Source organism: Xenorhabdus yunnanensis (assembly GCF_028598805.1).
In the GTDB taxonomy this organism is placed as follows: domain Bacteria; phylum Pseudomonadota; class Gammaproteobacteria; order Enterobacterales; family Enterobacteriaceae; genus Xenorhabdus; species Xenorhabdus yunnanensis.
In genome coordinates this window covers 14,986-36,067 of sequence record NZ_JAQRFI010000002.1, presented here as the reverse complement: position 1 = coordinate 36,067, position 21,082 = coordinate 14,986, and the positions used below count along the sequence as shown (strand labels likewise).

The window sequence follows — 21,082 nt, the reverse complement described above, 5'->3', positions numbered from 1 at the left end:
TAATAAGACAGAAGCGTTACAAGATTACAGCTTGCCGCCGTAATAGTAGCCAAGAAATCTCAATAGCCTGATCTGTCTACGAATGCGGCTTGGCTGAGAGAGTAAACGATACAACCATTCTAAACCTAGATTCTGCCAGACTTTCGGTGCGCGTTTAACTTGCCCGGTGAAGACATCATAAGTTCCTCCAATGCCCATATACAATGCATCTGGATGAACTTTGCGGCAATCGCGCATAAAGATTTCCTGTTTGGGAGATCCCATTGCGACAGTAATAATTTCAGCACCACTAGCATGAATCCGCTCAAACACCTCATCACGCATTTCTGGCGTAAAATACCCATCTTGACTGCCCACGATATTGACGTTCCACTGGGTACGCAATTTGCTCTTTGTCTGTGCCAAGACATCAGGTTTTCCGCCTACCAGAAAGACCGACGTACCTTCACGCCCAGCCCGTTCCATAAGGGCTTCCCACAAATCAGCACCCGCAATACGCGATACATCCGTATCAGGGTATTTACGGCGAATGGCACGTACGATACTGATGCCATCTGCATATAAGTATTCAGCCTCATCCAGCAACACATTCAGCGCATTGTCTTTTTCTGCCGTGAGAACTTTTTCTGCGTTAATCGCGACCAATGTACCTGTTTTTACCTGTCCATCTTGGAAAAGGTGGTCGAGGAAATGCGGCATACCACGGAATCCCCAAATACTGAGGCCACGAATGCGGTATTTGGGAATGTTATTCAACGCCATTTTTTTTCCTTACATCCAAAATAACAGGTGTTTTTTGCACAGTAGCCAAATTACTGACCACAAACTTTCGAATCAGCCCGGCACTTTCAAACAGCCAATACAGCAATTTCGCCGCGACCAGACACAGGCCAAAAACAATACAAAAGAACACGACCCGAGAAACAAAAGAATCGACGCCTTCACGAGCGAGTACAATCATGTTAAAGATTGCGCCGAAACAGAAAGCCTGCAAAATTGCTGCTTTATAGCGATTGGTTTCCTGTTTTCCTGCCTCATAAATCCAATCAAACCATTTGATAATAAAGCCGACGGCTATCGCGCCCAGAGGGATAAAGAATACGCCCCCCATAACTACAAGAGAACCAATCAGGGTTGGTGAAATCGCAAGACCAGAGTGGTTATTCAATACATCCCATGTGAAATAGTTAGCTGTATTCCAGACCAGATTGGGTCTGTCCGGCCATACCCAACTGGGGATAAAAACATAAAAATCACGAATAATCGGAGTCAGTCCCTGAAAATCTATTTTGCTGTAATTATCCAGCAGCAGAGCCAAATTTTCCCACGGTGAGAAAGTATCTCGCGTGAGATATAAGAACGTATAAAATGCTTCTGCTCCGCTCACATCCAAACTGTAGCGCTTTAGCGCCAGCCAGAACATACCGACAATTCCCATCACACCGGCAGCAAACAGCATCCACAGTGTGATCCAACCACGGACAATCCCGATAAACAGAAACAATGCAAACGCAATAATAATGTTAGCCCGTGTTCCCCCAACTATCACATAAGTCAGAATACCAAACCCGACTGTCCCCACCAAAAAGCACAACCATCGTACTTTGGTCGGTTTCAGGAAAAAGACCACCAACATGGCAGGGATGAAAAAATAAAAGAATCGCTTGAGTGCCACACCGGAAACTTTACTGGAAAATATCTGGCTATAGGATTGCAACTTAAATAATAAGAAGCCGTTCTGCATAAAGAACGAACCTACCGTAACGATAGCAATACCTGCGAGCAGCAGCCACATCAGATTCGTTTCCACCCGATTCATGGTGAATAAGGGCTTACGCGGCGAAGTCATCATTAAGGTTTCAGGTTTTATATTATCTCTGGGCCGCGTTTTATAAGTGAGGCGTGTTTTATAAGCCACATAGTAAATGGCATAAAAGCAGCCAGATGCCAACATTGCATGCAGCAATGAATCTACAGGCACAACCTGCACATCAAACTGAAATACCAATAGACTGGTCAATGGAAAGCCAAAATAGAATGTCAGCAAGTACAATAGTGAGAAAAAAACATTAAAGTTAAAACGGACACGCCGAAATTCTTGATACGTCAAGGTCAGGATAAAGACCAGTGAGATCACATAAACAACGAAAAGCCCACCGAATTGTGTCAAGGTCATTGATACTCTCCAGATGCATCCGATAGGGCAGTTTTCCACCCCTCAATGAAATTAGGGTCAAAAAAAGCAATCGCCTTTTTATCGAGGGATAGCATCTGGCGCTGTGCTTCCTGCACCCAGTGTTTATTTAGTTTATCACCTTCAAACAGAACAGGGATCTGCTGTTCTGTTAAATCCTGCCAGAATGGATTTTGGCGGCTCAGAACAAACGGAATAGCAAATTGAACCAACAGACAGAGTGTGCCAATACCCTGCTGACGTTTGAAAATGAAATACCCCAAATCACATTGGCGCAATAGTGATAAGTATTCATCAAATACCAATTTATCTTTCAAAATACGGACGTTTTGCACTGGAAACAACGACAATGCAGTTTGCTCCACACTCTGAATATAGGCTTGATTATTATCAGGATAGCCCATTGGAATAATCACTCTCACCTCATCGCCAAACTGGCGGTGGATCTTATGTAAGGCTTCAATATGGCGGTTGGATTGGTCCCCTGAATTCCCCAATAGGATGGTAATCCCTTCCGGTGACCATGTTTTCTCCGTGACCGTCAATGCAGGATCCATCCGGGTCGGAAAATAGAGTAATGATGATGGCACATCAGGCTTGCCCTGATTTGAGCGCGGTACACAATGTCGGGGGCAATTCTGGAAAAAATGCCGGAGATCGCCGCTCGTGGCAAAAATATGCCCTACCCGTTTCTGTGCCAAGCGACGAAGCAGGTAGAACAAACGGAATTTCAGTTGACGGGATTCTTCATATAAATCAGCCCCCCAAACATGCCACAAAAATTGGTGTCGCTTGATTTTTCCCACTAATAAAGCCAACCATAAAGCTGCATTAAACTGCCCGTGGAAAAAAAAACGAACCGTTCTGTTAGCCTTCGCTTTCTCTATCACCGCCTGTGATAAGGCAGATTTGCTGTGATAAAGAGAAATAGCCAGATTAGGGTAATTCGATAGCCATGTGTGGTCTTTGGACACCACCATAAAACACGGTTTGGCGGGAAAATGTATTTCCTGTGCCAAGACGTCATTAAAGAAACGCAGTAACGTTTGATTGTGATGTGGGATATCCGATCCCAAAACGTGAATTAGGGTTGTCATGCTCGCCTGCGATAAATAATAAATACGCTACAACAAAGAATGAAATAAACAATGTAAGTTGCCATATATGACTGCGCAGCCCCCAAGGCTCCATTTGCTGGTATCAGCCAATGAGAGAAACCTGTCAATAAAAGAAATTGGCTCACTTCAGTCAATACATAAAAACGCAGTGCAGCTTTCGCTATCACTAGATAACCAAAAACATAAGCGCCAACTTTCAACACATCGCCCGCTAACTGCCACGCAAACAGATCACTCATAGCGATGAATTTGTCTGAAAACAACAGCCAAATAACAAAATCACGCAGCAGCCAGACAGAAAAGCTGGCAACAGCCACAGTAGGCAAGACAAATTTCAGTGCCTTTATAATTTCGCTGGTAATATCTTGCTTACTCTCCAAACGAGAAAGAGTCGGCAACAGATAGACAGTGAAGGAAGCGGTAATAAATTGTAAATAAGCATCCGAAATACTGCTCGCTCCCTGCCAAATCCCAACTTCTTCCCAGCCATAACGCGCTGCCAGCAAATTTCGCATCATGATATAAGCGACGGGCAATGTAATGGAGGTCAGCAACGCCATAAGGGTAAATTTGCCCAGATCGCTGGCAATCGCACGATCCCACATAGGTTTCAGGGCAGAAAAGGTGATGGCCTTATGATGCAGTATCATCAATCCAGCAGGTAAAACCACTAATGCAGGCACCAGCGCCAAACCTGCCAATGCGCCTTCGTAGCCTCCCAGCCGATAGCAGAAACCATAGGCAATTACGCCCGTCAGGCTCCCCAAAATAACTGCCAACGCATTTCCCTTAGCATCCCTGAACCCTTTCAAGATAGCCAGAAAATAGTTGGCATAAGCGATGCTCATTTGAATAAATGCGAGCATCTGCACAACAGTTTTGTAATGATTGTGACCAAACAGGCCAATACTGATGGCCTCACTGAACAAGAGGAAAATCACTGCCAGTAAGGTCGAGAAACCGAGAATCATTGAGGACGATGTGCCCAATATCGCCCTGAGCCTTTCCGGTTGCTGATGGTGTTCCGCCACGTATTTAGTGACGCCATTAAAAATACCCGCACCAGAGAGCACACCCAGTACGGTAATGAGTTGGCGGAAATTACCTGCTTGCCCAACACCAGTTGGGCCAAACGACACCGCCAGAAGTTTAATGACCAGCAACCCCACACCGATTTTGATCAGTGTGGAGCTTGCCGTCCAAACAGAAGCTTTGGCAAGTGACATGTTAGGCGAAAAATTCCTTGATACGATCGATAACGACTTGCTGTTCTGCATCAGTGATGTTGTAGAACATCGGCAAGCGAACTAAGCGGTCACTTTCGCTGGTCGTAAAGCGATCTTCGCCGTGGAAACGGCCACATTTTTCACCCGCAGGGCTGGTATGCAATGCCACGTAGTGGAATACGCTGAGGATGTCATTCTCTTTCATATAGCGGTTGAATTTGCTGCGTTCTTCCATATCTTTGAGCTTGATGTAGAACATATGGGCGTTGTGTTCCAAACCTTCCGGAACAATTGGCAAAGCCAGATATCCGGCGTCTGCCAGCGGTTTCAGGGCTTGATAGTAGTTATTCCACAGGGTCAGACGGCGCAGGTTGATTTCTTCAGCAATTTCCAGTTGTCCCCACAGGTAAGCCGCTTGCAGGTCAGACAGCAGATAGCTGGAACCGATATCGCGCCAAGTATATTTATCAACTTGCCCTCGGAAAAATTGGCTGCGGTTAGTGCCTTTTTCCCGAATGACTTCAGCGCGGGCGATCATGGACTTATCATTGATTAATGTCGCACCACCTTCACCACCAGCCGAATAGTTTTTCGTTTCATGGAAACTGAAACAACCAATATTCCCAATCGTGCCTAGTGCCCGGCCTTTATAAGTGGACATAACGCCCTGCGCTGCATCCTCTACTACATACAGGTTATATTTTTTCGCCAGTGCCATGATGGTATCCATTTCACAGGCCACACCCGCATAATGCACTGGTACGATAGCACGGGTTTTCTCTGTAATGGCGGCTTCAATTTTGTTCTCATCAATATTCATGGTATCAGGACGAATATCCACAAACACAATGGTGGCACCACGCAGAACAAAAGCATTAGAGGTCGAAACAAAGGTATAGCTCGGCATGATGACTTCGTCACCCGGCTGGATATCCAGCAGCATGGCCGCCATTTCCAATGAAGCCGTACAAGATGGTGTCAGCAATACCTTCGGGCAGTTAAAGCGCTGCTCCATCCATGCTTCACAACGTTTGGTAAATTCACCATCACCACACAATTTACCGCTGGCCATCGCCTGTTGCATGTATTCAAGTTCAGTGCCGACTACGGGTGGTTTGTTAAATGGAATCATTTCGTCCTCTGTATAACCAATATGCAGTGCTCTCAATGAGGGCACCACTACGTGTATAAAGACGCAAGGCAGTGATGTTACTGATTTGTGTAGCCACTCTCAGCCGTTGTATCTGATGGTTCTGACACCACTGTTGCGCCGCCGACATTAATTTTTCCCCAATCCCTTGATGATGATTGCCTGGTACAGCAGCCAATAAACCAATGCACGCCTCGCCGTTACCCATGTCTCTTAAGGTGACAAAACCCGCCATTTGAGCGTGTTCATTGTTGATAAGTAGGCATTCATGATCAAACGTACCCAAAACAGCTTTTTCAACCCAAGCAGCATAAAAGCGACCACTGTCATCCGGTTGATACCAAGGTGCCCGGAAGCGGCTGGCCGTAAATACACGAGCAGCCACGGCCTTCAATACGGGGATATCTTCTTTTTTCGCAGAAAGTAATTGTATGAGTTCTTTACCCGTATGAATGCCAGAAATATCTCCCGCCTCAATCGATAACAGTAAATCGACTTCACCTTCAACTAAAGAAAACCCCAAGGCAGACAGTTCATCAATAATGGTCGTTTGTTGGGTAGCCACCTTGGCTTGCACCAATGCATATTGGTCCAAATCGGCAGCCGTCAACTCTGCCGATTCTGGCGAAAAACTCAGGCGGGCAGTGGGCAAGCCAAAAAAATGGCTATCCCAAGCCAGTGGTTCAAGGTTCGCGTGAATAGACATTGAGCAAATCCATTAGATATTTGCCGTAACCCGTTTTCGCCAAGTCTGCCGCCGCCGCTTTTAACTGCTCATCACTGAGCCAATCATTGCGCCATGCGATCTCTTCCAGACAGGCAATTTTGAAGCCTTGTCGTTTTTCGACGGTCTGAACAAAAGTACTGGCTTCAATCAGGCTGTCATGAGTACCTGTATCTAACCAAGCAAAACCACGCCCCAATAATTCAACATTCAATTCACCGCATTCCAGATACATCTGGTTGATACTGGTGATTTCCAGTTCCCCACGGGCAGAAGGTTTTACTTGTTTGGCGAAATCCACGACTTTGTTGTCGTAAAAATAGAGACCCGTCACCGCCCAATTGGATTTAGGCTGTACAGGTTTTTCTTCAATGGAAAGTACCCGATATTGCTCGTCAAATGCCACTACACCAAATCGTTCTGGATCCATTACTTGGTAGCCGAAGACTGTCGCCCCTGTTTCCCGGGCTGATACACTTTGCAGTTTCGGGCTGAACGCTTGACCAAAAAAGATATTGTCACCCAGAACCAGGCAACAAGTATCATTGCCGATGAACTCTTCTCCAATCAAAAATGCCTGTGCCAGACCGTCGGGTGAGGGCTGTTCTGCATAGCTAAGATGGATACCAAATTGTTCACCACTGCCCAGCAATCGCTTAAAAGCAGGTAAATCTTCCGGTGTTGAGATAATCAAAATATCGCGTATTCCCGACAGCATTAAAACTGACAGCGGATAGTAAATCATCGGCTTGTCATAAATCGGTAATAACTGCTTTGATATACCACGCGTTATTGGATACAAACGGGTGCCAGAACCCCCGGCCAGTATAATTCCTTTCATCTGCTCCCCCTGACGGGCTTATTCATTGCCGAGTCCAAGTCGCTCCCCTGCATAAGAGCCATCTTGGACTCTGCTCCACCAACTCTCATTTTCCAGATACCATTGCACGGTTTTACGAATGCCGGATTCGAATGTTTCCTGTGGCGTCCAACCCAGTTCACACTCAATTTTCGCTGCATCAATTGCATAACGCATATCGTGCCCAGGTCGATCTGTCACATAAGTAATCAAATCACGGTAATACGAGACACCTGCTGGCTTTTCAGGGCACATTTTTTGAGTACAAAATTCTTCCAGCAATTCACAAATCGTTTCCACAACCTCAATATTCCGGCGTTCATTATGACCACCGATATTATAGGTTTTACCGGGTTCCGCCTTGGTAACGACTAAATACAACGCCCGAGCATGATCTTCCACATACAGCCAGTCACGAATTTGCTCACCCTTGCCATAGACTGGCAAGGTTTTGCCTGCCAGCGCATTCAGAATCACCAAGGGGATCAGTTTTTCCGGGAAATGATAAGGCCCATAGTTATTCGAACAATTGGTGATTACAGTCGGCAAGCCATAGGTACGCAGCCATGCTCTGACCAGATGGTCACTGGAAGCTTTCGATGCTGAATAAGGGCTGCTCGGCGCGTAAGGTGTGGTTTCAGTAAAGAATCCCTCTTCACCGTGCAGATCGCCATATACTTCGTCTGTTGAAATATGATGGAAGCGGAATTTAGCCTGTTTTTCTTGATCCAACTGTTGCCAAAATGCGCGTGCTGCTTCTAGCAAAGTATAAGTACCAATGATATTAGTTTCGATAAAAGCCGCAGGCCCGTCAATGGAACGGTCAACATGGCTTTCTGCGGCCAGATGCATAACTGCATCCGGTTGATATTGCTGGAACACGCGATCCAGGGCATCACGCTGGCAGATATCAACCTGTTCAAACGCATAGCGGGGGTGGTTGGCAACCGAAGCCAGTGATTCAAGATTGCCGGCATAAGTCAGGCTATCAACGACAACGACGCTATCTTCAGTCTGATTAATAATGTGACGAACGACCGCAGAGCCGATAAAACCTGCTCCACCAGTAATAAGAATACGTTTCAACGCCAAACTCCTTTTGTATCAACAACCCATTTTTGTTTTATTGCAGAACCATGAATGGCTTTAAACTGGCTATGATCCACCAGCATCAATACAACGTCAGCTTCTTCTAATGCCTGATTCACATCCATCAATTCCACCGAATCTTTCAGTGAATCAGGCAGCTCACACACATTGGGTTCAACCGCGATAGTCTGCCCTGCGTGCCACTGTGCCACCATTTTTGTAATATGAACCGCTGGGCTTTCACGCAAATCATCAATATTCGGTTTGAAAGCCAAGCCAAAACAGGCAATTTTAATCTCATTCGCACGTTTGCCACTCTCAGCCAAACAATCAGCTACTGCGGCTTTCATCTGATCTACTACCCACAGTGGCTTACCATCATTCACTAAACGCGCAATATGAATTAAACGGGACTGTTCAGGGTTCTGGGATACGATAAACCACGGATCGACTGCAATGCAATGTCCTCCTACACCGGGGCCAGGTTGCAGAATATTTACACGTGGATGGCGGTTTGCCAGACTGATCAATTCCCACACATTGATTCCCTGGTCAGCACAAATCAAGGAAAGTTCGTTAGCAAAGGCGATATTGACATCACGGAAACTGTTTTCTGTCAGCTTGCACATTTCTGCTGTTCTGGCATTAGTGATAACACATTCACCTTCAAGGAAAATCTTGTACAGCTCACTTGCCCTGCGGGAGGATTTGGCTGTCATGCCTCCTACTACGCGATCATTTTTGATCAGTTCCACCATCACTTGCCCCGGCAAAACACGTTCAGGACAATAAGCAATATCAATATCTGAGTTTTCACCCAATTGTTGTGGGAATGAGAGATCAGGACGTGCCACTGCTAACCATTCGGCCATCTGCTCTGTCGCACCTACGGGAGAAGTGGATTCCAAAATAATCAAATCGCCTTTTTTCAAGACAGGTGCTATTGATTCCGCCGCAGAACGTACATAAGCCATGTCTGGTTCATGTTCCCCTTTGAAAGGCGTAGGAACAGCAATCAAGAAGGCATCCGCTGTTTGGGGAACAGCCACAGCGTGCAGAAAACCATCTTCTACCGCGACTTTTACTACTTCATCTAAATCAGGTTCAACGATATGAATCGAGCCACGGTTAATCGTTTCTACCGCATGTTGATTAATATCCACACCAATTACTGTCTTTTTGCGGGAGGCGAATGCCGCTGCGGTGGGTAAACCGATATAACCCAAGCCGATAACAGAAATTGTTTCAAAACTCATAATGTCACCCGATTTTTTTTCAATGCTTCCAGAATTCGTTGGCAAGCCTGCCCATCACCATAAGGGTTATGGGCATGGCTCATTTGTTGATAGACGTTAACATCCGTCAATAGACGCGTAACTTCCGCAACAATAGTTTGTGTTTCTGTTCCCACCAATCGCACTATTCCCGCATCAACAGCTTCAGGTCGCTCAGTGGTATTTCGCATGACCAAAACCGGTTTTCCCAGAGAAGGCGCTTCTTCCTGAATTCCTCCTGAATCGGTCAAGATCAAATAGGCATGATTCATCAAATAGACGAATGGCAGATAATCCTGTGGTTTGATAAGAATAACGTTATCAATGTCATGCAAAATACGCTTAACCGGTTCACTGACATTCGGGTTTAAATGGACAGGATAAACTACCTGAACATCAGGATGTGCTCTGGCAATCTGTGCCAATGCTTCACAAATGCGTTCAAACCCTTTGCCAAAACTTTCACGGCGGTGACCTGTCACCAAAATCATTTTTTTATTCGGGTTAAGGAAAGGGTAAAGTTCAGCAAGCTGCTCAGACATGGCTTCATCATTTATAATGCGATCACGTACCGATAGCAGGGCATCAATAACTGTATTCCCTGTAACAAAAATACGGTTTTCCGCAATAGATTCTTTTAAGAGGTTGTTCCGAGAATTTTCCGTCGGTGCAAAATGGTACATGGCCAAGTGCCCGGCAATCTTGCGGTTGGCCTCTTCCGGCCATGGAGAATAAAGATCTCCGGTTCTTAAACCCGCTTCAACATGACCTACCGGAATATGCTGGTAGAAGGCAGCCAGACTAGTTGCCATGGTCGTTGTGGTGTCTCCATGCACCAGCACTACATCTGGTTTGAACTCTTCCAATACAGGCTTTATACCTTGCAGGATACGGCATGTAATATCCGTCAGATCCTGCCCTTTTTGCATGATATTAAGATCAAAATCCGGGGTTATCCCAAACAGATGCAATACCTGATCCAGCATTTCCCTATGCTGAGCTGTGACACACACTTTTGCTTCAAAAGCAGCATCCATAGCCAATGCATGTACCAACGGGGCCATTTTAATGGCTTCCGGCCGGGTACCAAACACAGTCAACACTTTCACAGTGACTCTCTTATTTTGTCAATCATTGCGGCTACTTCCAAGAAAAGGGGTTTTCCTGAAAAAAACGATAGATTTTTCACTTAACGAGATTAATCATATACCGTTATTTATATGAGCTAACGGAGCGCGGACGCCTTACCAAAGCGACACCTGCACCAACCAATGAGCCAACGGCTCCCCATAAAATCATCATGAAAGCACGGCGAGGACTGTCTCGGTTGACTGGTTCCTCCGGCGTTCTGAGATAACGGTAAGTCAGGAAAGAATCTTGCAAAGTCGGACCGAAATTCAGTGTAGCCAGCATCGCAATATTTTGATCATAATCGATATTGTAATTAGGGCCTATGGCTTCCAAAGTTTCAATTTGGGCTTGCAATAATGACGTCCCCAGCATAAACATTTTGGATTTAGGAAGTTCTTCAATGAGCATATCGGTTTGATTACGGTGAATACCCTGCTTCTCAGCCACTTTCAGAGACTGCTGCAAGACATTCAATTCACGATTGTACATCGCCTGTGCCACTATCTCCTGACGTTTAACCAACGCTTTCATTGACTGGGCACGCGTCGCCCATGCACCTTTAATTTCGTTGTTCAGGTGATTGCTCGCTCGTTGGTTGGCAAATGCAATATACTGACGCAGAAGTCGATTGGCATCAGCTGCGGTTTCTACTGTCAATTTGATACTGTCATTTAGCGATGTTTTATCATCACTATGCGTGATTTTAATATCGTTGATCAATTCTTCTAACAATACAGTATCCGCTTTGACATGCCCTTCCTTGCGCTGTTTGTAGTAGTCAGAATGAAGCCAGAATTCACGGCGGGTATCATATGCTGAGACCTGAGTCATGAATTCTTTGTATGCACCGTCTGGAATGGTCGGTAATTGCGCCTCTGGCGAAGCATTGATATGAGTATCTAAATTACGCAAAAATTGTTGTTGCGAATAATAGCTACCCAAATTATTGGTTGTCGGTAAATTCACAATAGCGGTTGCGCTCCATTTTTGCTGCATCAAATAAGATGCACCCAGAGCGACAGCAGCGAAAATCATTGCCAGTGCGATAATCCATATCTTCCCACGCCACAAAGCATAACACAGTGCCCGAATATCCAGCTCATGCTCTATAGCAGGTTGATCCTGTTTAGATTTCGTTTCTGAGTTTATCACTGCACAAAACCCCTTTGATAGTCGATGTTTTTAATGATGGCTTGCTGCCCGGCGAAGACGGCGCTTACACCGTTTGATAAAACGGGCTACTCGCCATGCTCGTTTGATGCAATAGCCATACAACATAAATGCAAGCAAGAATAATGCCAACATCACCCATTCAGGGACAAAAATTAACCGTTCAACAATAATTCCAATTGATGCCAATAAAGCCGCAGCCAAAGTGATCAAGATAAATGCCTGACGAGAGGTAAACCCAGCACGCATAATCAAATGATGGATATGCTGGCGGTCCGGAGAAAATGGACTCATCCCCTTGCGCAATCGACGGTACATAATAGCAACCATGTCCATCAGTGGAATCCCAATAATCCATAGCGCTGTCACAGGACGAATAGATGGATTTTTTCCTTGCGTCGCTTCAGTCAATAACCAAATAATCGTAAAGCCGATTAAGGTACTTCCCGCATCGCCCATAAATACCTTGAAACGTTTTCCTAATGTTCCAAGATTAAGGAAGATGTAAGGCAAAATCCCTGCTATAAATGCAAAACACCAAAATGCCAGCGCCGTATTGCCATTTCCATACAACAAAATGCCCAACGCGCCGAAAGAGACACAAGATAACCCGCCCAGCAGCCCATCAATACCATCTACCATGTTGAAAGCATTAATGGCGGCCCAGACAGCGAATAGAGTCACAACATAGCTGAATGGTCCCAGTGACATTTCCCACGGTCCGAACGCGTGTCCCAAGCTATCAAGCTTCAAGCCAGCAAAATACATCATACTGATACCAACCAAAGCCTGAATGGTTGCCCGAATCTTCACGCTGATATCAAAACGGTCATCCAAGGCACCGATAAGGACTAGTATTCCTGCACAAGCCAAATACAGCCATTTATGAGGTATAAACTCTTTCGTAATAAAAAATGCGAAACAAGCACCAAAAAAAACAGATATCCCCCCCACCAAAGGAACTAAGCCATGATGATGCTTACGGTAATTAGGTTTATCAACCAGACCAATTTTTTTTGCTGCTTTACGAGCCACAAACAAAAATACAAATGAGAATATAAATACGTAAAAAATTTCGGCACTCATACTGGGAATATTCACAATAACAACTCTCTATAAAAATAATGATGGGGCATCTATTATTCATATACTTATGGATGTCCCACGCGACACCGAATCCATAAGCTCCTTGTTAATAAAACAAGGCGTCCTGACTCATAAAATCAATCAAATGGATCATGCACCTGTAAAACTTGATCCATAATTATAAAGTTCTCGATTAGGAAAAATGCATCTAATCATCCGAATAGAATGCAAAAAATGTACCATTTTAGGCAAATAGAGTAAGTAAGCAGTAAAAAAAACGCCACAAAAATGTGGCGTTTTAGTGAAATGGATATTGTTTATTATGGGATTATCAATCTTAAAAAACTATGAACGTTTCATAAAGTCGAAAAATTCTTCGTTTGTTTTTGTCATAGCCAGTTTGTTGATAAGGAATTCCATCGCGTCAATTTCACCCATCGGATGGATGATCTTACGTAAAATCCACATCTTCTGTAGCTCATCCTGTGTAGTGAGCAACTCTTCTTTACGTGTCCCAGAACGGTTGTAATCAATGGCTGGGAAAACACGTTTTTCAGCAATCTTACGGGACAGGTGCAATTCCATGTTACCTGTACCTTTAAATTCTTCGTAAATAACTTCATCCATCTTGGAGCCAGTATCAACCAACGCCGTAGCGATGATGGTCAGGCTACCGCCTTCTTCAACGTTACGTGCAGCACCAAAGAAACGTTTTGGACGATGCAGGGCATTCGCATCCACACCACCGGTCAAAACCTTGCCGGAAGCAGGAACCACGGTGTTATATGCGCGAGCCAGACGGGTAATGGAGTCCAGCAGGATAATAACGTCTTTCTTGTGCTCAACCAGGCGTTTCGCTTTCTCGATAACCATTTCAGCCACTTGAACGTGACGGGAAGCAGGTTCATCAAAGGTTGAGGCAATAACTTCACCTTTTACCAGACGCTGCATTTCGGTTACTTCTTCTGGGCGCTCATCAATCAGCAAAACCATCAGAACGCAATCTGGGTGGTTGTGGGCAATGTTAGCTGCAATATTTTGTAGCAGCATAGTTTTACCCGCTTTTGGTGGAGCAACAATCAGACCACGCTGACCACGACCTATCGGAGCTGCCAAATCCAGAACACGGGCTGTCAAATCTTCAGTAGATCCATTACCACGTTCCATCCGCAAGCGGTTGTTAGCATGAAGTGGAGTCAAGTTTTCAAACAGGATTTTACTGCGGGCGTTTTCAGGTTTGTCAAAGTTAACTTCATTAACTTTCAGCAGGGCAAAATAGCGTTCACCTTCTTTTGGTGGGCGGATTTTCCCTGAAATAGTATCACCGGTACGGAGGTTAAAGCGGCGGATTTGACTAGGAGAAACATAGATATCATCGGGACCAGCAAGGTAAGAACTGTCTCCGGAGCGGAGGAAACCAAATCCATCCTGCAATATCTCCAGCACACCATCTCCGAAAATATCCTCTCCGCTTTTCGCATGCTGTTTGAGAATAGAGAAAATGATGTCCTGTTTACGCATACGAGCCAGATTTTCCAGCCCCATATTTTCGCCGAGAGTAATCAACTCAGATACCGGCGTATTCTTTAATTCGGTAAGATTCATAATGGTGGGTTCTTTAACTCGGGGTATATCTCGAACTATGAACATGAATGGTATGGCAGCGTTATCGGTGCCTGTTTATTTGTACCAGAAACGAATAAAACCTTCTAGCATACTAAATTATATTACAAGGCAATAGCTTGAAGTACTCAGATTGATTTCAAAATAAGGCTGACAAACTGTCAAAACACGACCGAGGTAATAGCGAAACATGATTAATTTCAATATAGGCACTATCTCAGCGTAAACATTATCCTCAGCGTAAACATTATCTCGGTATGAGTACTGTTTATAACTATCTCTTCACTATCTTCTAACTATTATGTCGTCTAACTATCTATGTGCCATATGTTATAACTATCTATAATGTAAATACAATTCTATAATGCAGACACTATTATAAGATTATAACAGTGGACACTATTTCAGCATACACATTCAGCATAGACACTTTTAACACAAGCGTTTTTTAACACAAACATCGTAGACGGATTTTATATCGAATATGAGAAGACTCAACATAAAAATGCCTAGGATAAAAACACTCTGCTTAAAGATGTTCAGCATTAGAACGCTATGGGTGTACTAGGCTATATACTAGATTACTCGTATATAAACTCAGAAATTTTACCAAATGCGATATGCCATCAGATACTTCAGGTGGACCCAGAGATAACAGATTTATCAGACACTACAGATTGTTTAGTATGCAATACGCTTAATGTCAACTCTTTATACTAAGATATATCAAATTATACCAAGATCTATCAATAAACCTTTATATCAGAATATCAAATAAAGAATTCACGCAAGCGAAGCTTCATATAAGCACATAGTTGCTAACTTACCACGCTTCGTAGCAGACGTCTAGCGGTCAATCGGATAAATCACCTCATACGCTAAACGCCCGTAATTCCTGTGACCTGACTCTAAATTAGAGGTGTGGTTCCAAAAACTCTTTCAGTTGAGTTTTTGACAAAGCCCCCACTTTTACTGCAACCTTCTCACCACCTTTAAACAGAATCAGTGTTGGGATACCACGAATACCGTATTCTGGGGCTGTTGCTGGGTTATCATCAACGTTCAACTTGCCAATAGTCAGTTTTCCTGCGTATTCTGCGGCAATTTCATCCAGAATAGGGGCAATCATTTTGCAAGGGCCACACCATTCAGCCCAGAAATCAACGAGAACAGGGCCCTCGGCTTTCAGTACATCATTTTCAAAACCAGCATCAGTTAGATGGATAATATTTGCATTCATTTTTTGCTCCAAGAGTAAAATTTTTTACAGTGTAAGTGTACATTGATCAACAAAGGGTGTCTTTATTTCAGCGGATACACTTTCTTAAAGCAATAGTTAACTGATATTCTACCTCACTATGAGCAAAACACATTTGACAGAAAAGAAGTTTTCCGACTTCACATTGCACCCCAAAGTATTAGAAGCCCTTGATAAAAATGGGTTTTCCAACTGCACGCCGATACAGGCGCTGACATTGCCTTTTACTGTCGAAGGCCGAGATGTTGCGGGGCAAGCACAAACCGGAACGGGCAAGACGCTGGCATTTCTGGCATCTACTTTTAATTATTTATTGACTCATCCTGCTTCAAAAGAGCATAAAACCAATCAGCCAAGAGCGCTGATTATGGCACCTACCCGTGAATTGGCAGTTCAGATATACTCTGACGCAGAAGGATTGGCGAAAATCACTGGGTTGAAAATGGGTCTTGCTTACGGCGGCGATGGTTATGATAAGCAGCTGAAGGTACTGGCAGCTGGCGTCAATATCGTGGTTGGTACAACAGGACGCCTGATCGATTACACAAAACAGGGCCATATCCATCTTGGTGCCATTCAGGTTGTTGTGCTTGATGAAGCTGATCGCATGTATGACTTGGGCTTTATCAAAGATATTCGCTGGTTGTTCCGCCGACTCCCTACTGCCGCAGAAAGAATGAATTTGCTGTTTTCCGCAACTCTGTCTTACCGAGTACGTGAACTTGCTTTTGAACAGATGAATAATCCTGAATATGTGGAAGTAGAACCTCTGCAAAAAACAGGACACCGTATCCAGGAAGAGCTATTTTATCCTTCCAATGAAGAAAAAATGCGCCTGCTACAGACTCTGCTGGAAGAAGAATGGCCTGATCGCTGCATCATTTTTGCCAATACCAAGCACCGCTGTGAAGATATCTGGGCCCATTTGGCTGCCGATGGTCATCGTGTTGGTCTATTGACCGGTGATGTAGCGCAGAAAAAACGTCTGCGTATTCTTGAGGAATTCAGTCAGGGTAATCTGGATATTCTGGTTGCCACTGATGTTGCCGCTCGTGGGCTTCATATCTCATCTGTGACACACGTATTTAACTATGATCTACCGGATGACTGTGAAGATTATGTCCACCGGATTGGTCGGACAGGTCGTGCTGGAGAAAGTGGACATTCCATCAGCCTGGCATGTGAAGAGTATGTGCTGAACTTACCGGGCATTGAAGAATATATCCAGCACCAGATACCTGTCAGTAAATATAATAGTGATGCACTGCTAAACGATCTGCCTATACCTAAGCGCCGTAATCGTGCTCGCTCAGGGGGACACCCTCGGCGTACCAGCATACCACGCCGTGGTAATGCAACGCGCAACCGTAAGCGCCCAAGCTAAAATGATGCAACAGATGAAATAATACGATGCTGAAATAACACAAGCCGGAATAAATACTATGCTGAGTGCTTCTTCGCTTTATGTGGCTATCGATTTAGGCTCAAACAGTTTTCATATGCTGGTTGTCCGTGAAGTATCCGGCAGCATTCAAGTCGTCACCCGCATCAAACGCAAAGTCAGGCTGGCTGCCGGATTGGATCAAAATAACCATTTATCACAACAGGCAATGGAACGGGGATGGCAATGTTTGCGCCTCTTTTCCGAATATTTGCAGGATATCCCTGCCACGCAGATCCGCGTTGTTGCTACAGCAACCTTGAGACTCGCAGAAAATTCGGATGAATTTGTCAGGAAAGCCTCAGAGATATTGGGCACCCCAATCAATGTGATCCATGGTGAAGAAGAAGCTCAGTTAATTTATCGAGGTGTTGCTCACACTACTGGCGGGCCTGAAAATCGACTTGTCGTAGATATTGGCGGTGCCAGTACCGAATTGGTAAACGGTGTCGGAGCCAAAGCCAATCAGCTCTTTAGCCTTGAAATGGGCTGTGTCACCTGGCTGGAACGTTATTTCAATGATCGCAGCCTGACAGAAGAAAACTTTGCCAACGCAGAAGCTGCCGCACATGATATTCTCGGCTCTGTCACTACTAAGCTGCTTGAGCAAGGCTGGAAAATTTGTGTGGGTGCTTCCGGCACAGTGCAGGCCTTGCAGGAAATTATGATTGCTCAAGGTATGGATGAACTGATCACCCTCCCCAAGCTCCAGCAACTCAAGCATCAGGTGATTGAGTGCGGCAAGTTGGAAGAGTTGGAAATCGATGGGTTGACACGGGAGCGGGCATTGGTTTTTCCAAGTGGATTAGCAATCTTAATTGCCGTGTTTCAAGCATTGAATATCGAAAGCATGATATTGGCAGGTGGCGCGCTGCGTGAAGGTCTGGTTTACGGGATGTTGGATTTGCCGATTGAACAGGATATTCGTGCAAGAACCCTGCGAAATATTCAGCAACGTTTTCAAGTGGATATTGAGCAAGCACAGCGTGTCAAACAGTTGGCTGAAAATTTTTGCCAACAAATTGCCAAGCCATGGAAATTGGACGAGCGCTGTCGTGAGTTATTGAACAGTGCATGTTTGCTCCATGAAATAGGCCTGTTTGTTGATTTTCGTCAGGGGCCTGCACATTCTGCTTATTTAATCAGTCACTTGGATCTGCCTGGTTATACTCCGGCCCAAAAACGACTGCTGACTACGTTATTGAAAAATCAAAGCGGCCCAGTGGATTTAGCATCGCTCAGTCAGCAAAATGCCGTGCGACCGCTACAGGCGCAGCGGTTATGCCGCTTATTACGGCTGGCAATTATTTTCGCCAGCCGCCGACGGGATAACACATTGCCAGCTTTGCGGTTACAGGTGGAAAATGAGACTCTCATTATCACCTTACCCCATCAATGGCAGATGAAACACCCACTCAGAACTGAAACATTACAGCAGGAAATGAAGTGGCAGAGTTATGTCCAATGGTTGTTGTTCTTTGAGGAACAAAATAACTCTCGTTTGGACTGAAGTTTACTTTATTCCCTGCATCCCCTGCATTTATCCACAAATGCAGGGTTATCATCGTGCTAATCGTACAACTTATTTATTACCGTTTTTCTGTCCGAGTCCCAAACGTGATTTAATGTCAGCAAGGCGCGATTGCCCCTGTATCATCCTTTCTTCCGCACTAATCACTCGCTTACTCTGCGGCCAGTGCAAATCATCCTGTGGCAATTCAAGCAAGAATCGGCTCGGTTCCGGACGAATAAGTTCACCAAATTGGCGACGTTCTTTGCTAAGAGTGAAAAAAAGTTCTCTCTGTGCACGGGTGATACCCACATAAGCCAAACGACGTTCTTCCTCAATGTTGTCTTCATCAATGCTGGTCGGATGTGGCAACAATCCTTCTTCCATGCCAACCAAGAAAATATAGGGAAACTCCAGCCCCTTGGAAGCGTGTAATGTCATCAACTGAACTTGATCTAACTCTTCATCTTCCTCACCTCTCTCCAGCATGTCCCGCAATGTAAAACGCGCCACTACTTGGGAAAGGGTCATTGGTTCATTCAGGTCATCTCCCTCAAGCATTTCACTCATCCAAGTGAAGAGTTGATTGACGTTCTTCATTCTCATCTCAGCCGCTTTTGGGCTGGGAGAAGTTTCATATAACCAGCTTTCGTAATCCATGCCACGCAATAAGTCTCTTACTGCCAGCAATGGTTTTCGTTCTGCCTGGCGGGATATTTCGTCCATCCAGTGGGTAAAGCGCTGCAATGCAGCCAGACCTCGTCCACTTAAATACTGCTCCAGCCCAAGATCAAAACTGGCTTGATATAAACTCTTGTTACGCTGATTCGCCCACCCACCCAATTTTTGGATCGTTACAGCACCGATTTCCCGCCGTGGTGTATTGACGATACGCAAAAATGCACTATCATCCTCTGGATTGGTCAAAACACGCAAGTAAGAGAGCAAATCTTTAATTTCAGGCCGAGAAAAGAATGATGTTCCTCCCGAAATCCGGTAAGGAATACGGTTCTGCATCAACATTTTTTCGAAGATACGAGATTGGTGATTACCACGATATAAAATGGCGTAATCTTTATATTCCGTTTTATTGATAAAGTGGTGAGCAATCAACTCTCCCACTACCCGCTCTGCTTCATGATCTTCATTATTTGCTTCGATCACTCTAAGTGGATCACCATAACCCAACTCTGAAAAAAGTTTTTTCTCAAAAACATGGGGATTGTTAGCTATCAGAATATTTGCCGCTTTCAATATCCGCCCTGATGAACGGTAATTCTGCTCCAGCTTAATCACATTCAACTGCGGGAAATCTTCTTTCAATAGGATCAAGTTCTGTGGGCGAGCACCACGCCATGAATAAATGGACTGATCGTCATCACCAACTACCGTAAAACGTACTCGACTACCAACCAACAATTTAACAAGCTGATACTGACTAGTGTTCGTATCCTGATATTCGTCCACCAGCAAGTAACGAATTTTATTCTGCCAGCGCTCCCTGACTTCTTCATCGCGCATTAACAGCAAAGTTGGTTTAGTAATCAGATCATCAAAATCAAGCACATTACAACTATTCAGATGTAGGTCATAGCGACGATAACACTCTGCAAACTGGTGCTCCTGCGCTGAGCGAGCCATCCTCATCACCTGCTCTGGTAACATTAAGTCATTCTTCCAATTAGAAATGCTTGCAATCAGTTTTTTCAGCAGATCCTTATCTTCTTCCAACAAATCGGCTGTGAGATCTTTCAACAAAGCCATCTGATCTTGGTCATCAAACAGTGAAAAATTGCTTTTCATTCCCAGCGCTTTATATTCACGCTTAACGATCTCCAAACCCAAGGTATGGAAAGTCGAGATCATCAACCCTCGTGTTTCCTTACGGCCCAAGGTTTGGGCAACACGTTCTTTCATCTCACGTGCCGCTTTATTAGTAAAAGTGACTGCTGCAATATGGCGGGCCTGATAACCGCAAGCGCGGATCAGGTGGGCAATTTTATTGGTGATCACTCGGGTCTTGCCAGAGCCAGCACCCGCCAGAACCAGACAAGGCCCTGTTACAAATTCAACCGCTTGTTGTTGGCTTGGATTTAATCGCATACTGTTCTAAAAACTATATCAGAATGAAAGATCGGGGAACGGAATTGTAACAGAAAGCAAAGCTGACTAGGCGGTTTTCTTTACATCAGTGAATTATTTCAAAATGGAATGAAAAAAACGCATCAA

The 21,082-nt window shown here is 44.7% G+C and carries 17 protein-coding genes; 2 read left to right on the top strand and 15 right to left on the bottom strand.

Annotated features, from left to right (window positions below):
- Positions 1-24: 24 nt before the first annotated feature.
- The 14 genes from wecG to trxA all read right to left on the bottom strand — a co-directional run bounded on the left by wecG (position 25) and on the right by trxA (position 15,884).
- A complete protein-coding gene (gene wecG, locus PSI23_RS01000) occupies positions 25-762 on the bottom strand; it encodes a lipopolysaccharide N-acetylmannosaminouronosyltransferase (RefSeq protein ID WP_273553317.1) in 738 nt (245 codons plus the stop codon).
- On the bottom strand, positions 749-2,176 hold the full coding sequence (gene wzyE, locus PSI23_RS00995; RefSeq protein ID WP_273553316.1) for an ECA oligosaccharide polymerase: 1,428 nt from the start codon (positions 2,174-2,176) through the stop codon (positions 749-751). Before wzyE ends, wecG begins: the two co-directional genes overlap by 14 nt.
- Entirely contained in the window at positions 2,173-3,291 is a 1,119-nt protein-coding gene (locus tag PSI23_RS00990; protein ID WP_273553315.1) for a TDP-N-acetylfucosamine:lipid II N-acetylfucosaminyltransferase, read from the bottom strand. Before PSI23_RS00990 ends, wzyE begins: the two co-directional genes overlap by 4 nt.
- Positions 3,288-4,538 (bottom strand): lipid III flippase WzxE, encoded by a 1,251-nt coding sequence (wzxE, locus tag PSI23_RS00985; RefSeq protein ID WP_273553314.1) that lies wholly within the window; start codon positions 4,536-4,538, stop codon positions 3,288-3,290. The genes PSI23_RS00990 and wzxE overlap by 4 nt, the downstream gene beginning before the upstream one ends.
- Position 4,539: 1 nt before the next feature.
- Complete coding sequence (gene rffA / locus PSI23_RS00980; RefSeq protein ID WP_273553313.1) at positions 4,540-5,670, bottom strand: dTDP-4-amino-4,6-dideoxygalactose transaminase; 1,131 nt, start codon at positions 5,668-5,670, stop codon at positions 4,540-4,542.
- A complete protein-coding gene (gene rffC, locus PSI23_RS00975; RefSeq protein ID WP_273553312.1) occupies positions 5,657-6,394 on the bottom strand; it encodes a dTDP-4-amino-4,6-dideoxy-D-galactose acyltransferase in 738 nt (245 codons plus the stop codon). The genes rffA and rffC overlap by 14 nt, the downstream gene beginning before the upstream one ends.
- The gene (gene rfbA, locus PSI23_RS00970; protein WP_273553311.1) at positions 6,372-7,253 is read right to left on the bottom strand and encodes a glucose-1-phosphate thymidylyltransferase RfbA; all 882 of its coding nucleotides are present in this window, start codon (positions 7,251-7,253) and stop codon (positions 6,372-6,374) included. Before rfbA ends, rffC begins: the two co-directional genes overlap by 23 nt.
- 18 nt (positions 7,254-7,271) lie before the next feature.
- Positions 7,272-8,357 (bottom strand): dTDP-glucose 4,6-dehydratase, encoded by a 1,086-nt coding sequence (rffG, locus tag PSI23_RS00965; RefSeq protein ID WP_273553310.1) that lies wholly within the window; start codon positions 8,355-8,357, stop codon positions 7,272-7,274.
- On the bottom strand, positions 8,354-9,616 hold the full coding sequence (gene wecC / locus PSI23_RS00960) for a UDP-N-acetyl-D-mannosamine dehydrogenase (RefSeq protein WP_273553309.1): 1,263 nt from the start codon (positions 9,614-9,616) through the stop codon (positions 8,354-8,356). Before wecC ends, rffG begins: the two co-directional genes overlap by 4 nt.
- A complete protein-coding gene (wecB, locus tag PSI23_RS00955; RefSeq protein WP_273553308.1) occupies positions 9,613-10,743 on the bottom strand; it encodes a non-hydrolyzing UDP-N-acetylglucosamine 2-epimerase in 1,131 nt (376 codons plus the stop codon). Before wecB ends, wecC begins: the two co-directional genes overlap by 4 nt.
- 103 nt (positions 10,744-10,846) lie before the next feature.
- Entirely contained in the window at positions 10,847-11,917 is a 1,071-nt protein-coding gene (wzzE, locus tag PSI23_RS00950) for an ECA polysaccharide chain length modulation protein (RefSeq protein ID WP_273553307.1), read from the bottom strand.
- Positions 11,918-11,947: 30 nt separating this feature from the next.
- Positions 11,948-13,036: a UDP-N-acetylglucosamine--undecaprenyl-phosphate N-acetylglucosaminephosphotransferase gene (gene wecA / locus PSI23_RS00945; RefSeq protein WP_273553306.1), complete on the bottom strand. Its 1,089-nt coding sequence runs from the start codon at positions 13,034-13,036 to the stop codon at positions 11,948-11,950.
- Positions 13,037-13,366: 330 nt separating this feature from the next.
- The gene (rho, locus tag PSI23_RS00940) at positions 13,367-14,626 is read right to left on the bottom strand and encodes a transcription termination factor Rho (RefSeq protein ID WP_273553305.1); all 1,260 of its coding nucleotides are present in this window, start codon (positions 14,624-14,626) and stop codon (positions 13,367-13,369) included.
- 931 nt (positions 14,627-15,557) lie between these two features.
- On the bottom strand, positions 15,558-15,884 hold the full coding sequence (gene trxA, locus PSI23_RS00935) for a thioredoxin TrxA (protein WP_273553304.1): 327 nt from the start codon (positions 15,882-15,884) through the stop codon (positions 15,558-15,560).
- Between the two features lie 118 nt (positions 15,885-16,002).
- Here trxA and rhlB point away from each other — a divergent pair, with 118 nt between their 5' ends.
- A complete protein-coding gene (rhlB, locus tag PSI23_RS00930; RefSeq protein WP_273553303.1) occupies positions 16,003-17,286 on the top strand; it encodes an ATP-dependent RNA helicase RhlB in 1,284 nt (427 codons plus the stop codon).
- Between the two features lie 58 nt (positions 17,287-17,344).
- A complete protein-coding gene (gene gppA, locus PSI23_RS00925) occupies positions 17,345-18,853 on the top strand; it encodes a guanosine-5'-triphosphate,3'-diphosphate diphosphatase (RefSeq protein ID WP_273553302.1) in 1,509 nt (502 codons plus the stop codon).
- Between the two features lie 72 nt (positions 18,854-18,925).
- Here the strand turns inward: gppA and rep are convergent, their stop codons facing one another.
- Positions 18,926-20,956, bottom strand: coding sequence for a DNA helicase Rep (gene rep, locus PSI23_RS00920; protein WP_273553301.1), 2,031 nt, complete (start codon positions 20,954-20,956; stop codon positions 18,926-18,928).
- Between the last annotated feature and the right edge of the window lie 126 nt (positions 20,957-21,082).